The organism is Methylobacterium sp. EM32 (assembly GCF_040593685.1).
Classification (GTDB): domain Bacteria; phylum Pseudomonadota; class Alphaproteobacteria; order Rhizobiales; family Beijerinckiaceae; genus Methylobacterium.
Genome location: NZ_JBEXZS010000080.1, coordinates 1 through 14,934, shown reverse-complemented (window position 1 = coordinate 14,934; position 14,934 = coordinate 1). Strand labels below are relative to the sequence as shown.

The 14,934-nt window shown below is 72.2% G+C and carries 14 protein-coding genes and 2 tRNA genes; 8 read left to right on the top strand and 8 right to left on the bottom strand.

Going from position 1 to position 14,934, the window contains the following annotated elements; genetic code table 11:
• Positions 1-31: 31 nt before the first annotated feature.
• A tRNA-Val gene (locus tag ABZT49_RS11980) sits at positions 32-106 on the top strand.
• Positions 107-235: 129 nt separating this feature from the next.
• Positions 236-310: transfer RNA gene (locus tag ABZT49_RS11975), tRNA-Val, on the top strand.
• Between the two features lie 243 nt (positions 311-553).
• Here the strand turns inward: ABZT49_RS11975 and gph are convergent.
• Complete coding sequence (gene gph / locus ABZT49_RS11970) at positions 554-1,252, bottom strand: phosphoglycolate phosphatase (protein ID WP_355286292.1); 699 nt, start codon at positions 1,250-1,252, stop codon at positions 554-556.
• Between the two features lie 214 nt (positions 1,253-1,466).
• On the opposite strand from gph, the gene ABZT49_RS11965 reads away from it, so the two are divergent.
• The gene (locus tag ABZT49_RS11965) at positions 1,467-1,877 is read left to right on the top strand and encodes a hypothetical protein (RefSeq protein WP_355286291.1); all 411 of its coding nucleotides are present in this window, start codon (positions 1,467-1,469) and stop codon (positions 1,875-1,877) included.
• Positions 1,878-1,913: 36 nt separating this feature from the next.
• On the opposite strand, the gene ABZT49_RS11960 is transcribed toward ABZT49_RS11965, so the two are convergent.
• Together ABZT49_RS11960 and ABZT49_RS11955 are read right to left on the bottom strand one after the other, a co-directional pair.
• Entirely contained in the window at positions 1,914-2,213 is a 300-nt protein-coding gene (locus ABZT49_RS11960; protein WP_355286290.1) for a hypothetical protein, read from the bottom strand.
• Positions 2,213-2,749, bottom strand: coding sequence for a hypothetical protein (locus ABZT49_RS11955; RefSeq protein ID WP_355286289.1), 537 nt, complete (start codon positions 2,747-2,749; stop codon positions 2,213-2,215). Before ABZT49_RS11955 ends, ABZT49_RS11960 begins: the two co-directional genes overlap by 1 nt.
• A 231-nt stretch (positions 2,750-2,980) precedes the next feature.
• On the opposite strand from ABZT49_RS11955, the gene rpiA reads away from it, so the two are divergent.
• The 4 genes from rpiA (at position 2,981) to gor (ending at position 6,919) form a co-directional block, all read left to right on the top strand.
• Positions 2,981-3,691 carry a ribose-5-phosphate isomerase RpiA gene (gene rpiA, locus ABZT49_RS11950; protein WP_355286288.1) on the top strand — a complete coding sequence of 237 codons (711 nt, stop codon included), beginning with the start codon at positions 2,981-2,983 and terminating at the stop codon, positions 3,689-3,691.
• Between the two features lie 66 nt (positions 3,692-3,757).
• Complete coding sequence (locus ABZT49_RS11945; protein ID WP_355286287.1) at positions 3,758-4,300, top strand: DUF2059 domain-containing protein; 543 nt, start codon at positions 3,758-3,760, stop codon at positions 4,298-4,300.
• The gene (locus ABZT49_RS11940; protein ID WP_355286286.1) at positions 4,297-5,517 is read left to right on the top strand and encodes an O-antigen ligase family protein; all 1,221 of its coding nucleotides are present in this window, start codon (positions 4,297-4,299) and stop codon (positions 5,515-5,517) included. The genes ABZT49_RS11945 and ABZT49_RS11940 overlap by 4 nt, the downstream gene beginning before the upstream one ends.
• A gap of 4 nt (positions 5,518-5,521) precedes the next feature.
• Complete coding sequence (gor, locus tag ABZT49_RS11935) at positions 5,522-6,919, top strand: glutathione-disulfide reductase (protein WP_355286285.1); 1,398 nt, start codon at positions 5,522-5,524, stop codon at positions 6,917-6,919.
• On the opposite strand, the gene ABZT49_RS11930 is transcribed toward gor, so the two are convergent.
• The 3 genes from ABZT49_RS11930 to ABZT49_RS11920 form a co-directional block, all read right to left on the bottom strand.
• On the bottom strand, positions 6,894-7,910 hold the full coding sequence (locus ABZT49_RS11930; RefSeq protein WP_355286284.1) for a G1 family glutamic endopeptidase: 1,017 nt from the start codon (positions 7,908-7,910) through the stop codon (positions 6,894-6,896). The two genes, gor and ABZT49_RS11930, sit on opposite strands and share 26 nt — an antisense overlap.
• A 17-nt stretch (positions 7,911-7,927) precedes the next feature.
• Positions 7,928-8,953 (bottom strand): hypothetical protein, encoded by a 1,026-nt coding sequence (locus ABZT49_RS11925; protein ID WP_355286283.1) that lies wholly within the window; start codon positions 8,951-8,953, stop codon positions 7,928-7,930.
• Between the two features lie 76 nt (positions 8,954-9,029).
• The gene (locus ABZT49_RS11920) at positions 9,030-10,865 is read right to left on the bottom strand and encodes an adenylate/guanylate cyclase domain-containing protein (protein ID WP_355286282.1); all 1,836 of its coding nucleotides are present in this window, start codon (positions 10,863-10,865) and stop codon (positions 9,030-9,032) included.
• Between the two features lie 332 nt (positions 10,866-11,197).
• Here ABZT49_RS11920 and ABZT49_RS11915 point away from each other — a divergent pair, with 332 nt between their 5' ends.
• Positions 11,198-12,580, top strand: coding sequence for a class II 3-deoxy-7-phosphoheptulonate synthase (locus tag ABZT49_RS11915; protein ID WP_355286281.1), 1,383 nt, complete (start codon positions 11,198-11,200; stop codon positions 12,578-12,580).
• A 305-nt stretch (positions 12,581-12,885) separates the two neighbouring features.
• Here the strand turns inward: ABZT49_RS11915 and ABZT49_RS11910 are convergent, their stop codons facing one another.
• The gene (locus ABZT49_RS11910) at positions 12,886-13,770 is read right to left on the bottom strand and encodes a sterol desaturase family protein (protein ID WP_355286280.1); all 885 of its coding nucleotides are present in this window, start codon (positions 13,768-13,770) and stop codon (positions 12,886-12,888) included.
• Between the two features lie 22 nt (positions 13,771-13,792).
• Entirely contained in the window at positions 13,793-14,674 is an 882-nt protein-coding gene (locus tag ABZT49_RS11905; protein ID WP_355286279.1) for a creatininase family protein, read from the bottom strand.
• Positions 14,675-14,934 lie beyond the last annotated feature (260 nt).

Sequence of the window (14,934 nt, the reverse complement as noted above, 5' to 3'; positions counted from 1 at the left end):
CTGCGTCGCCCCGCCTAGAAGCCGGCTCACAGGGCGCGTAGCTCAGCGGGAGAGCATTCGCTTCACACGCGAAGGGTCACAGGTTCAATCCCTGTCGCGCCCACCACCCTTTTGAGACTTGAACGGCTCGAGTTGCTGGCGTCCCGCGCCACGCGATCTTGCCGTCGAAGAGGTTCGGTCCGCGATGCGGTCGCTTCCGAAGCGCCGCATCACCCCCGCAACGGGACCGATCGTCGGGCGCGTAGCTCAGCGGGAGAGCATTCGCTTCACACGCGAAGGGTCACAGGTTCAATCCCTGTCGCGCCCACCATTCCCCTCCGAGAAAACCAGCGACAGCCAGGACGGCGTTCTCGACGCTGCTGACACCCTCGATGTCATCCCGGGGCCGCGCAGCGGAACCCGGGATCCATAACCGCTGACGTCTCCTGAAGAGGTGGATCGCGGTCTGCTTCGTCCTGTACCGTCAGGGGATATGGATCCCGGGTTCTCGGCTACGCCGAGCCCCGGGAAGACGCGGAGGGTGTCAGGTTCGCCGGAGACCTCGAACCCGACCTCAGGCCGCGCCGCGATCCAGCCGCCGCACCGCCTCGTACAGCGCATCGAAGTGCTGGATCACCACGTCCGGCTCCAGTTCCTCCACCGGCACGTCGGTATAGCCGAACGGCACCGCCACCACCGGGATGTCGGCGGCCTTCGCGGTGGCGACGTCGGTGCGCGAATCGCCGACCATCACCGCCCGGGCCGGATCGCCGCCGGCCCGCGCGATCGTCTCGGTGAGGTGGCGCGGATCGGGCTTGAAGTACGGGAAGGTGTCCCTCCCGCAGATCGCCGCGAAGCGGTCCTTCACCCCGAGCAGCTCCAGCAGCCGCACCGAGTGGTCCTCCGGCTTGTTGGTGCAGACCGCGAGGCGGTAGCCGGCCTCCTCAAGCCGGTCGAGGGAGGCGATGACGCCGGGAAAGAGGTGCGACGCGTCGCACAGGTGCTGGCCGTAATGGGCGAGGAAAACCAGGAAGAGTTCGTCGAGCCGGTCCGGCGTCAGCTCGCGCCCGCCGGCCGAAAAGCCGCGCTGGATCAGCGCCCGCGCGCCCGCCCCGATCAGCTCCCGGGCCTGCGAGACCGCCACCGGGGGCAGACCCTCCCGCTCCAGGATCACGTTGAGCGTGCCGATGAGGTCGCCCGCGGTCTCCGCGAGGGTGCCGTCGAGGTCGAACACGACGATCGGCGGCAGGGCGTTAGGGCTGGATGTCGGCATGGGCTCTCGCTGGCTCAGGGGCAAGGATGATTTCCCATACAGGCGGGCGTCGCGGGGCGGAACCCGCGCCGGGAGGGGCTCCGCCGAGCTGAGACCGTCCGGGACGCGGCAAGCCTCGGACAAGCGGAAACGAGCTATAACAGCGCGAGATGGGCGAGCCGCCCGCCGCGACGGCGCGGGCGGTCGCCGCGATGGGTTCGAGGAGCGGCGCGCCATGCGCGGGAGAGCGGGTTACCCGATCAGGATCGCCGGGCTGGCGGCGGGCCTGGTCGTCGCGGGTGCGGCGCACGCCGCGTCCTACGAGTTCGTGCCGGCGCCCCAGGCCGACCTCAACCGGGTCTACCGGGTCGACAAGGCGACCGGCGAGGTCATCTCCTGCCAGTACGGCCTGCAGGAGAACACCATCGGCACCACCCTGTGCTTCGGCCCCGGCGAGGGCGCCGGGCCGCAGGCCCCCTCCGAGTACAGCCTCGTCGCCTCGCGCCACCTGCGCGAGGCCGGCGTCTTCCGGGTCAACCAGCGCACCGGTGCAATGAGCATCTGCTACGTGCTCGACGACGCCGTGGTCTGCACGCCGCAGGGCAATGCCGGCAGCGCCGCGCCGGCCGCGGCGGGCAAGCCCTGAGCCATTCGGGCGGCAGGCTCGTGGCGTTGAGACGGGTCACGTCGAGCGCGGCTTGGCGGCCCGCTCCCAATCCTCGATGATCTCGTGTCCGCCGCAATCGGCGGCGGTGTAGACGGTCACGCCGTCGATCAGGTCCGTCCGTAGGACGATTCGGTCGTAGCGGGCGCTGTCGATCAGGAAGTGGCCAGGCGCGCAGCGCAGCGGACGCAGGCGCAGTTGCTTATCCTGCGGATCGCGCTGGAATCGGATGAGCCGGTTGATGACGTGCTCGCGCCGCCCCTCGGACAGGAGGGCGAGCCGCTCCCGGAAGCGGTCCGATAGCCGGAGCGCCACCATCAAGCGGCTGGCGCACGCAGGTACTTTTCGAGCGCGGCCGGATCGGTGAAGACCGGGCCGGATTGCGCTGCGGGATCGTGCCCCGCGCGGAGCGCGCGCAGCGCCAGGACCAGTTCGAAGCGGATCAGGCAGGACCTCGCATAGGCGGCGAACAAGCGGTCGCGCTCGGCGGCGAGCCGTGCGGCGTCCTGGGGTGCTCGCGCCTTCACCTGCTTCAGGAACCGCCGGGTTCGCTTCTCGAGGCTCCGGAACGTCGCGGCCTGGGTGTCGGTCTGCTCCGTGAGCAGGTCGATCAACCGGTCGAGCTGGCGGAGATCCTGCGCGGTGACCGGCCCCGTCTCCAGCCGAAGCCGGAGCCCATCGACCTGCCTCTCGGCGTCGCGCGCCCAGTCGGCGTTCCACCGTTCCGCATCGCGGACCAGCCGCTCGGACGCGCGCGCCGTCGTGGCCGCCTGCGCCGCGAGGTACGGCGAGACGATGGCCGGCGGCTGACGGCTGAGATGATGCGTCAGGTCGATGATCGCGGCGTCGATCATGGGGTCCCTCGTCGGATCTCTCTAGCACCGGCATCGGGCCCGGGCGAGGCCGGATGGCCGCTTCCGCCTCCCCCGGTCCGCGTGCTAGGGGCCTCTCGATCAGCGGGGCCAGCCGTCAGGGCGCCCCGACCGCCTTGCTATTGCCTCAACGGTGATGTCACGGCGGACGAGAGAGACGAACCGAGGCACCGAGCCGATGTCCCAGATCCGTCCATTCCGCGGAGGCCGGCGGTGAGCCCCGCCGAACTCAAGCGCGCCGCTGCCGCCCGGGCGGTGGCGCTGGTCGAGGACGGCATGCGCCTCGGGCTCGGCACCGGCTCGACGGCGGCCGTGTTCGTGGAGCTGCTCGGCGAGAAGGTCCGGGCCGGGCTCTCGGTCGTCGGCGTGCCGACCTCCGAGGCGACCCGCGCGGCCGCCGAGGCCGCCGGCATCCCGCTCACCACCCTCGACGACACCCCCGCGCTCGACCTCACGATCGACGGCGCCGACGAGATCGACCCGCAGCTCCGCCTGATCAAGGGCGGCGGCGGTGCGCTCCTGCGCGAGAAGATCGTGGCGGCGGCGAGCCGGCGCATGGTCGTCATCGTCGACGGCGCCAAGCGCGTCGAGACGCTCGGACGCTTTCCGCTGCCGATCGAGGTGGTGCCCTTCGGCCTCGGCGCCACCACCCGGGCGGTCGCGGCGGCGATCCAGGCCCATGGCTGCGTCGGCGCCCTCACGATCCGCAAGAGCGCCGACGGGGCGCCATACCTCACCGATGGCGGCCACCTGATCCTCGATGCCGCGCTCGCCCGCATCCCCGATCCGGAGGCTCTGGCCCGTGCGCTCGTGGCAGTGCCGGGCGTCGTCGAGCACGGCCTGTTCATCGGGCTCGCCACCGGCGCGATCGTCGCGGAGGCGGCCGACGGCCAGCCCCGCATCGTCACTCTCGGGGCGGCCTGACGCGCCGCCCGCCGCCCATCCTTATCACGGCCGCCCCGCACGGGCGCCGACTTCCGGAGCAAACCGATGTCCCCGCGCCGTTCCCGAGCCCTCCTGGCGGGCCTCCTCGCCGCGACCTTGTCCGGTCCCGCTCTCGCCCAGACGAAGCCCGCCGCTCCGGCCGCCCCCGCGGCACCGCAGGCTGCGGCCATCACCCCGGGCCACCTCGCGCTCGCCAAGGAGGTGATGCTCTCCTCCGGCATCGCCCGCTCCTTCGACTCGATCCTTCCCGCCTTCGGCGAGCAGATCAAGCAGGCCGCGGTCACCCGGCCCGAGCTGACCAAGGACCTCGCCGAGGTCATCGAGAAGATGCAGCCCGAGCTGGAGCTGCAGAAGCAGCGGATCATCGAGACCGCCTCGCGCATCTACGCCACGAGGCTCACCGAGGCGGAACTGCGCGACATCGCGGCCTTCTTCCGCTCGCCCTCGGGCAAGCGCTACGTCGAGACCCAGCCCCAGGTGCTCGACGACATGGTGCAGTCGATGCAGACCTGGACCCAGGAGGTCTCGGAATACATGATGGTCCGGGTGCGGGCCGAGATGGGCAAGCGCGGCCACCAGCTTCAGTGACCGCCCGCACGGCCGGCGAGCGGGCGGCAGGGCTCGATCGTCTCGGCGCGATCGTCGTCGCCGCCCTGCCGGCCTGCATGGCCGTGGCGAACCGGTCGAGCCCGGTGGTGGTCGGCCTCGCCGGGCTCCTGCTGCTCGCCGGCAGCCTGGCGGCCCGACGCCCGCTGCGGCCGCTCCTCGTCTCGCCGCTCGCGACGCCCCTGGGGCTCGCCGCCCTCGCCTTCCTGGGCTGGTGCGGGTTGAGCCTCGCCTGGAGCCCGCTGCCCGGCCTGTCGCTGCGCACCCTGTCGGAGTTCCTGCCGGCGCTGCTGGGCGCCTACCTGGTGGCGCGGCTCGCGCCGCCGCACCTGGCCTCCGTCGCCGGGCCGGCGGCCTGGATCCTGATCGCGACCTCTCTCTACGTGGTCGCCGACCTCGCCTCGGGCCTCGTGATCCGCGAGGCCCTGGGCCAGCGCGTCGCCGCCTTCGCGTTCAACCGGCCGCTCCTGACCGGGATGCTGCTGATCTTCCCCCTCGCTGCCCTCCTCGCGGCGCGCGGCCGTCGCGGCCTGGCGGCGCTGACAGTCGCCGTGTTCGCGGCGGCGGCCTGGCGCTCGGTCAGCGGCGCGACGGTGCTGGGGCTCGCCGCCGGCGCCCTCACCTTCGGTGCCTTGCGCTGGCTGCCGGCCCGCGCCGGGATCGGCCTCACGGGGGCCGCGCTCCTCGGGGCGCTGGTGCTGGCGCCGGTCGAGGGCGATCTTCTGGCCCGCACCATGCCCAACGCCCTGCACCAGCGGCTCGCCGGCAGCAGCACCCGGGCCCGGGTCGCCATCGCCCGCAGCTTCGGCGCGGCGGTCGCCGCCGATCCCTGGCGCGGGGCCGGCTACGGCACCTCCGGTCGCTTCCAGGACGCGCCGGTGGCCGAGCGGATCGAGCCCGAGATGCGCTTCATGCTGGCGGTCGGGCACCCGCATAACAGCTTCCTGCAGGTCTGGGCCGAGCTCGGCCTCGTCGGCGCGACGCTCGCGGGCCTCGTCCTGGTCCTGACCCTGCGGGCTCTCGCGGCCTGGACGGGGCTCGCCCGAGGCACCGCGCTCGCGCTGCTCGCGGCGGCGGGCATCGTCGCCTTCGTGGAGCACGGCGCCTGGCAGGCCTGGTGGACCGCCGGCGTCGGCGCGGCCATCGCCTGGCTGCGCGCCCTGCATTATCAGAAACAAGATCGAACAAACGAGCGGTGACGCCATGACCGAGACCCGAGATCAGGCTTTCGACGTCGACCTGTTCGTGATCGGCGGCGGCTCCGGCGGAGTGCGGGCGGCGCGCATCGCCGCCGGCTACGGCGCGCGGGTGCAGCTCGCCGAGGAGTACCGGGTCGGCGGTACCTGCGTGATCCGCGGCTGCGTGCCGAAGAAGCTGATGGTCTATGCCGGCCGGTTCGCCGACGAGTTCGAGGACGCCGCTGGCTTCGGCTGGGAGGTCGGCACCCCGCGCTTCGACTGGGCGACCCTGAAGGCCCGGCGCGACGCCGAGGTGACCCGGCTCGAGGGCATCTACGCCACCAACCTGATGCGGGCCGGCGTCGAGGTGGTGGCCGATCGGGCGGTGATCGAGGATGCCCACACGGTGCGCCTCGTGCGTGCCGGCACCCGCGTGCGCGCCCGCCACATCCTGGTCGCGGTCGGCGCTCATCCGGTCAAGGAGCCTCTGATCCCCGGCGCCGAGCTCGCCATCACGTCGAACGAGGTGTTCGAGTTGGAGACGCAGCCGGAGCGCATCCTGGTGGTCGGCGGCGGCTACATCGCGGTCGAGTTCGCGGGCGTGTTCGCCGCCCTCGGCACCCGCACCACCCTGCTCCATCGCGGCGACCGGCTGCTGCGCGGCTTCGACGGCGAGATCCGCCAGGCGCTCGGCGAGGCCTACGCCAAGCGGATGGACCTGCGCCTGAACACCACCGTCCATCGCCTCGACCGGCGCGACGGCGCGATCTGCGCCACCCTGAGCGATGGCACCGAATTGATGGTCGACCAGGTCCTGGTCGCGACCGGGCGGCGCCCGAACGTCGCCGGCCTCGGGCTGGAGGCGGCCGGGATCACCCTCGACGCGGCGGGCGCCATCCCCGTCGACCGCTTCTCGCAGACCGCCGCGCCCTCGATCTACGCCGTCGGCGACGTCACCAACCGCGCGGCGCTCACCCCGATCGCGATCCGCGAGGGCCACGCCTTCGCCGACACGGTGTTCGGGGGCAAGCCGTGGGCGGTCGACCACGACCTGATCCCGACCGCGGTGTTCTCGACCCCGGAGATCGGCGTCGTCGGCCACGGCGAGGAGGTGGCGCGGCGCCTCTGCGGCGAGATCGACGTCTACGAGGCCCGCTTCCGGCCGATGAAGGCGACCCTCTCGGGCCGCGACGAGCGGATCCTGATGAAGATCATCGTCGAGCGGGCGAGCGACCGGGTGGTTGGCGTCCACGTGCTCGGCCACGATGCCGGCGAGATCATCCAGGCCGTCGGCATCGCGGTGACGATGGGGGCGAAGAAGGCCGATTTCGACCGCACCATCGCGGTCCACCCCACCGCCGGCGAGGAGCTGGTGACGATGCGCACGCCGTCGGTGGTCAAGCAGCCGGTGGCGGTGGGCTGAGCCCACCCGTCGGGAACGGCGCCCCGTCCCTCACCGTCAGTGCCCGCCGATCCCCCGTCACCCGCGCCGGGGCGGAGATCGTGCGGGCATGGCCCGGGACGCGGTCGAGGGCGATCATGCGGATCAGGCTCGCGCGGGCGAGGTCGTGCTCGGTCAGCATCGTCTCGCCGGGCCCGCGGGACTGCGCCAGGCCGTCGGTGAAGGTGAGAGACCCATAGGCGGCGAGCGGGTACGGGTGCCAGCCGTCCGAGCCGAGCGGGCTCGGCCGCTCCAGGATCCACGCGGCGCTCGCCCCCGAGATGTGCCGGCCGCCCGGCGCCGCGAGGTCGAAGGCCTGGAGCATCGTGCCGACGGTCTCGTTCTTCAGGTTGACGCGCACGGTCGCGGGATCGACGACCGTCAGGATCGCGCTCATCCGGTCGCCCGGCTCCACCGCGAGCCTGAGGGGCTGGGGCGCGTTGTCCTCACCCCAGGCCCACCACTGTACCCAGGTCTCGTAATGGGCCCCGGCCCCGTCCCAGGCCTGCAGCGTGCCGACCTGCGGCAGGCTGGCATTGCGGTAGGCGCCCTGTCCGTCGAGGCCGATCCACACCGAGGCGCGGGCTGGCCGGCCCGCCTCCCCGGTCACCGCCGGCACGCGCCAGCGCGCCATCACGGCGACGAGGCTGCGCCCGTGGAGCGCGGTGAGCGAGGCCCCCGACCAGTTCGCGCTGCGGCGCGCCGGCACGGCCGCTTGCGTCCGCGCGACCACGAATTCCGGGGCCGGAGCCGGCTGCGGCGCCGCGACGAAGCGCAGGCGGCGCCCCGGCGGCGGCATGAGGAAGGCGCGGCGGAAGGCGCGCGCCGCCGGGCCGTCCTCGGGTCGCGGCGCCGGCAAGCCGACGCGGTCGAGGAGATCCGGCCTCGCCTGAATCAGGTCGAGATCGTCCGGCGGCAGGGGGAGCGGTCGGAGGGCGGGAGGAATGGCTCGGTCGCCGGAATCCCGGGGCATCGCGAGGGGCCCTCCGCTCACTGTCCGCCCGAGGGCGGGACGAGGTTCGGGTTGAACTCCCGGGCGGCCGCGATCACGGCTTCGCCGAAGCGCGGCAGGGCGTAGTCCGCACGGCTCAGGCCGTCGCCGCCACGGGCCGACAGGCCGGCGAAGACCGCGTCGGCGAGCCGGCGGCCGGCCAGGGAATCGCTCGGATAGTGCAGCCCGGCGATCTCGCGGTTGCGGGCGACGCGCCGGGCGAGGGCCTTCAGCGTCTCGTCGACCGGGCGGCGCTCGGCGTGCGGCAGGCCGGCGAGGCGCAAGGTACCGGCGATGCACCGCGCCATCAGGCGCGCCTGGGTGGCGTGGCCGCTCGGGAAGGAGGCGTGCCCCGGGACCGGCAGCGGCGGCAGCAGGGCCGGGCGGAGGAAGGAGGGCCGCGGCCGCGCGAACTCCTCCTTGAAGCGCAGGGCCGTGAAGGAGCCGACGAGGCTCGCGACGTGCAGCACCCGGTAGGTGCACGGATGCGAGGCCGGCGTGATCGACAGGGCCTCCATGAAGGCGGTGATGAACTCGACGTCCTGGGCCAGGATCTCAGCCAGCGCCGAGGCGCGCTCGTCCCGCGCCAGCACCAGGAGCGTGTCGAGTTCGATCGCCTGGCCGTTCCTTCCGCCCGTCTCCTCGCGCAGGTCGAGGAGGATCTGCGCCATCGCGTCGTGGAGGTCGTCGGTGTCCCACGCCGTCAAGGCGAAGTCCCGCAGCACCCGGTAGGCGTACCAGCGCCCGGTCCAGGCGCGGTCCGCGAAGGCGAGCGAGCGGCCGGCCGGATCGTCCAGGCTGCGGAAGGCGATCCGCCTGCGGACGGCACCCGCCGGCGTCTCGTCGCGGATGAAGATCGGGCGGCGAAAGGCGCCGATCTCCGCCCCCTCCGGCGTCACCTCGAGGGAGAACGGGAAGTCCGGCCGGTCGGGCACGAACCAGCCGCCGGCATCGCCGCTGATGCCGGCATTGCCGGTGTTGCCCGTGTTCCCGGTATTGCCCGTGTTCCCGGTATTGCCGGTCATCGCTCCGCTCCCTCGATCCGCATCTCCCGCCTCCGTTCGGTGCGAGCCGGCGCCGCGAGCGGAGAGCGTCTTCCGCTCACTCCGGCAGCCCCGCCGCCCGCAGGTGCCCGATCCAGCGGCCCCCGACCGGATCGGCGAAGGGGCAGCGCGGCGCGTATGCGCCGAGCCGGAAGCCCGGCTGGAGCCGCATCAGCTCGGCGGCCGCCTCCGCCGCCTCGGGCTGGCGGCCGGCCGCCGCCAGGCTCGCCGCGAGGGTGCGCAGGGTGAAGCGGATGGCGCGGTTGCGCGCCACGGCGCTCAGGCTCCAGGCGACCGCGGCGTCGTAATCGCCCGCGACGTAGTGGGCCTGGGCGAGCAGCCCCTCGTGCCAGAAGGTGTAGGGGTCGCTGGGCGCCAGCCGCTGGCCGGTCTCGCCATGCGCGACCGCCCGCCGGCCGTCGCCGGCGAAGCCGTGGGCGGCGCTGCTCATCGTCCAGGCGATGGCGAGGCTCGGGCCCGCCTCGATCGCCCGGTCGAGGAAATGCCGCGCCGTGCGGGCGTCGCGCAGGAGATAGGCCTGGACGTGGCCGTGGATCGCCAGCGCCAGGGGGTCGTTGCCGTCCCGCTCGATCGCCGCGCGGGCCCTCTCCGCCGCCGCCCGCCCGTCGCCGTCGGGATCGGGCGAGCCCATCTCGCCGACGCGGAAGACGTGCCACCAGGCCGCGTAGGCGAAGGGCGGCGCGTAGGACGGGTCGAGGGCGATCGCCTGCTGCAACAGGCCGCCGGCCCGGGCGAAGCTCTCGGCATCCATCCGGTGGAGCAGGTCCAGCGCCTGGAGCAGCAGGTCGTAGCTCGTCAGGCTCGCCGGATGCTTGCGCAGGGCCCGCTGCAGCTCGCGCTCGCGCACGTGCGGCGCGACGGTCCGCACCAGCTTGAGGGCGATGGCGTCCTGGAGGGCGAAGACCTGACTGATCAGGCCCTCGTCATGGTCGGCGCTGACCACCGCCCCGGTGGCGCACTCGATCAGAGAGGTGCAGACCCGCAGGGTGTCGCCGTGGTGCTGGATCGTCCCGTCCATGACGTAGCGCACGCCGAGGCGGCGGCCGAACGCCGCCGGGTCGGCGCGCCCGCGGCGATAGGCCAGGGTCGAGCCGCGGGAGATCACGAACAGGTCGCGCAGGGACGACAGCGCCCGGACGATCCAGTCGGTGAAGCCGTCGGCCAGCATCAGGCGATCGGTCGCGCAGGCCCGGAACGGCAGCACCGCGATCGAGGCCCGCGCCTCGGCGCCCGGCGCGCATTCGCCGGCGCGCGCACCCGAGCCGGTCCCGGAGCGCAGGGCGTAGACCCGGACCGGCCGGGCGTGGTTGCGCAAGGGGAGCGGCCCGAGATCGGTCGCCAGCGCCCGCGCCGCCGCGCTCGCCCGGGAGAACACTGCCTCCGAGACGATCACGTCGCCGGCCTCGGCATAGGCCTGCAGCCTGGCCGCGACGTTGACGCCGTCGCCGAACACGTCGCCGTCCTCGACGATGATCTCCGCGAGGTTGATGCCCATCCGGAAGGTCAGGCGCGCCTCGGCGGGCTCGCCCTCGGTCGCCTGCGCGATGCGCCGCTGCAGGCCGAGCGCGCAATCCGCCGCCGGGCCGGCCTCCGGGAAGGTGGCGATGAAGCCGTCGCCGGTGTTCTTGACGACCCTCCCGCCGCGCTCGGCGATCAGCGGGTCGATGATCCCGGCGCGCAGGGCCTTCAGGCGGCGGTGCGTCGTCTCCTCGGCCATCTCGCTCAGCCGGGTGTAGCCGACCACGTCGGCGACCAGGATGGCGGCGAGGTGGCGCTCCATCGTCAGGACGTCTCGGGTCGAGACGTCTCGGGTCAGGACCTCGGGAGGGGGCGGGGCGTCCGCCGGCTCGTCCGGCCGCATGCTCCGCCTCATGGCGGTGCGCTCCGGACGATCGACGTGCGAACGATCCGCGCCAATGCGGCGAAGCCTCTGCTTTGATGAGCATCAATCATGGCAGCACCGATCCGGTGCGAATACTGTCATGCACTGATTGTAAGGTCCAGTGCCGAGGGCCTATGCCGAATGCCCGCAGGCACCGGCCGCTCCGCCGCGACGGGGTGCTGCGGCACCGCGGGACCACACAAGGCCACCGTGAAGACGATCCGGCGCTGAAGCCCCCTCGCGCGGCGCGCCAAACCCCCCTATAAGCCCGGCTTCCGCGACCGACCTGACCGGTTATCGAAGAGGTGCGCGAGGAGAGGACGATGAGCGAGCGTTGGACCCCCACGAGCTGGCGGCGGCTGCCGATTCAGCAGGTTCCGGACTATCCGGATTCCGCCTCCCTTGAGGCGGTGGAGCGGCAGCTCGCGAGCTTTCCTCCGCTGGTGTTTGCCGGTGAGGCGCGCAAGCTGAAGCAGGGGCTCGCCAAGGTCGCGGCGGGCGAGGCCTTCCTGCTCCAGGGCGGCGACTGCGCCGAGAGCTTCGACGAGCACTCCGCCGACAACATCCGCGATTTCTTCCGCGTCTTCCTGCAGATGGCGCTGGTGCTCACCTTCGCCGGCGGCTCGCCGGTGGTGAAGGTCGGCCGCATCGCCGGGCAGTTCGCCAAGCCGCGCTCCTCGCCGGTCGAGACCGTCGACGGCGTCACGCTGCCGAGCTACCGCGGCGATATCGTCAACGGCATCGGCTTCACGGAGGCCGAACGCGTGCCCGACCCGCGCCGGCAGGCCGAGGCCTACCGCCAGTCGGCCGCGACGCTGAACCTGCTGCGCGCCTTCGCCACCGGCGGCTACGCCAATCTCGAGAACGCGCATCGCTGGATGCTCGGCTTCGTCAAGGACTCGCCCCAGTCCTCGGCCTATGCCGACCTCGCCCAGCGCATGACCGAGACCCTCGACTTCATGCGGGCGATCGGCATCAACCCGGAGACGCACCAGGAGGTGCGCCAGACCGATTTCTACACCAGCCACGAGGCCCTGCTGCTCGGCTACGAGGAGGCCCTGACCCGGGTCGATTCAACCAGCGGCGACTGGTACGCCACGTCGGGCCACATGCTGTGGATCGGTGACCGCACCCGCCAGGCCGACCACGCCCATATCGAGTTCGCCCGGGGCATCAAGAACCCGATCGGTCTCAAATGCGGCCCGTCGCTGAAGGCCGACGACCTGATCCGGCTCGTCGACCTCTTGAACCCGACCGATGAGGCCGGCCGCCTGACCCTGATCTGCCGCTTCGGCGCCGACAAGGTCGGCGACCATCTGCCGGGCCTGATCCGGGCGGTGGAGCGCGAGGGCCGCAAGGTGGTGTGGTCCTGCGACCCGATGCACGGCAACACCGTGACGGCGAGCGGCTACAAGACCCGGCCGTTCGAGCGGGTGATGAAGGAGATCCAGGGCTTCTTCGACATCCACCAGGCGGAAGGGACGCATGCCGGCGGCATCCACCTCGAGATGACCGGCAAGAACGTCACCGAGTGCACCGGCGGCGCCCGGGCGCTCACGGCGGACGACCTGCACGACCGCTATCACACCTATTGCGACCCGCGCCTCAACGCCGAGCAGGCGCTGGAAGTGGCGTTCCTGACCGCCGACCTCGTCAAGCGCGAGCGCCGGCAGCACGAGCACCCGCGGATCGAGGCGGCCGAGTAGGCTTTTTCGGATCGTCGGCATGAGAGAGGGCCCGGGACGGGTGCCGCGGTTGCGCGGTGCCCCTCCCGGGCCTTCTTGCATGAGGCGGTGACACCGGCGCGGTTCACCTCCCGTATAGCTCACGCGCTCTTTCCCGGATGACTGAAACGAAGTGGAAGGAGATCCGGGATCCAGCAGAGGACGTGCCGCGCGGCGGCTCTGATTTGCAACGTTGCAGGCACAAGGACGCTTCGCGACTTCTTGTGCTGGATCTCCGGATCTCCTTCCGCTGTCGCGTCAGATCGTCCGGGAAAGGGCCGGGAGACTCACGAAGACGGCCCCGGCTCGAGCCCAGCCGGCCGCTCCTGCGGCCGGAACGGATGCACCAGCTGCTCGCCGAACCCACGCGGGAACGCCGGGTCGCCGTTGCCGAAATCCTGCGGCAGGACCCCCTTCGGCATGTAGAAGGTGCCGAAGATCAGGTCGATGACGGGGAAGCAGCCGGCGAAGTTGCTGTTGCCGCCCTCCTCCGGTCCGGTGTGGTGCCAGCGGTGAAAGACCGGGCTCACCAGGACGTAGCGGAACGGGCCGAAGGTCCAGTCGAGGTTGGCGTGCGCGAGCGCCGAAACGCCGACATTGAACGGCACGAGCATGAGCAGCACGTCCGGCGAGATGCCGAGGAGGAGCGGGACCACATCCGCGAGGGCGCCGTGGAAGACCGCGTCGACCGGATGGAAGCGGGCGGCCGAGGTCCACTCGATCTCCTCGGAGGAGTGGTGGATGGCGTGGAAGCGCCACAGCCGCATCGTGTGGAACAGCCGATGCGTCGTGTACATCACGAGGTCGGAGAGGATCAGGTAGAGAGGCGCCTGCACCCAGAACGGCAGGCCGGCGAGCGGCCCGATCCCCTCGCCGAACAGGCGGGGCAGCCCGAGCGTCGCCGGAAGCCCGTTCAGCAGGAACAGGCCGATGACCAGGAGCCAGATCCGGGCGTAGCCGGAGACGACCGGGATCACGAACCAGTAGCAGACGTCCGTCACGATATCGGGCTTGCGCCACCACGGCCGGCCCGGATTGCAGGCCCGGGCGACCCAGGCGATCACCGTGAACAGCAGTCCGAGGATCGTCAGCAGCAGCACGATGCTGGCGGTGCTCTGGCCGAGATTCTGGATCACGCTCCAGAGCGAGGGCGGCGTCGGAACGGTCGGCATCGTCGCGAACCTTGCGTGCAGGCTAGGATTTCGGAGTCATGAACCGGCGGATCTGCGCCAGCGCCGCCTCGACCTGGAGGCCGAGGAGCGCGCGCCCGCGTTCCGCCGTGGCGCGGCGGGGATCGCCGCTGCTGCCGTCGCCGACGAGCCCGAGCCGGGCGAGGAGCGGCGGCGGCGCCCGGTCGAAATCGACGCGCTCAGGCGCGGTCGCCATCAGGGAGGCGTGGTCGGCGAGGCCCGCGTGGCCCCCGATCGTCGCCGCCGTCTCGCCCTGCGCCTCCAGCCACAGCGTCTGCGCGCGGTTGCCCGCGACGTAGTAGTCGTCGACGCTCAGCACCCGCACGCCCTGGGGGGCCCAGGCGCGGTCGAGCCTGGCCGCGACCCGCTGCTGGGGCGCCAGCGAGCCGCCGTGATCGGCGATGAACAGGATGGTGCGGAAGCCCTGCCCCTTCAGGCTGCGGGCGATGCCCTCAAGCGTGCCCGCATAGGCCTCCTCGGAGACGCCGAGCGTGCCCGGGAAGACGAGGTTGCCGGTCGGCGGGTCGAAGTCGCCCTGCGGCACGTAGGACACGACCGGGGCGATCAGCGTGTGGCCGAGCCCTTCCGCGATGCACCGCGCCGTCCAGGCGACGATGCTGTCGTGCTTGGCGATGGCGAGGTAGGGGCCGTTCTGCTCCAGGCCACCGCTCGGGACGAGTGCGGTCGTGTAGCCCTGGTCGAGGGCCTGGCGCACCTCGACCCAGGTCATCTCGGCCATCGCGATTCGCTGTACCGCGGGCGCCGGCCAAGAATTCGGCCAAGCATTCGGCCAAGCATGCTGCAGGGTCAGGATGCCGAAACCCAGGAGGGTGCAGCCGGTCAGGACGGCGCGCCGGGAGGGAGGAAGCGGGCGGAAGGTCGGCATGCGGGGGATCGGCAGGGGGGGCGTGCGGCGCCATCGTTCCGCGGCCGCGGGTCGAGGCGGTCATAAACCGGAAAGCTTAACGAAGCGGCCGCAGGGCGCCCGCCGCCCTCGCGCGAGATTGTCGGCCCGAAAGGCTCGCTAAGAGGCTTGCGCCCCGGCCGGACCGTCGCTATACCGCCGCCATCCCGCCGGGCCAGCTCCCATCGTCTAGCGGTCTAGGACGTCGCCCTCTCACGGCGAAAACAGGGGTTCGAGTCCCC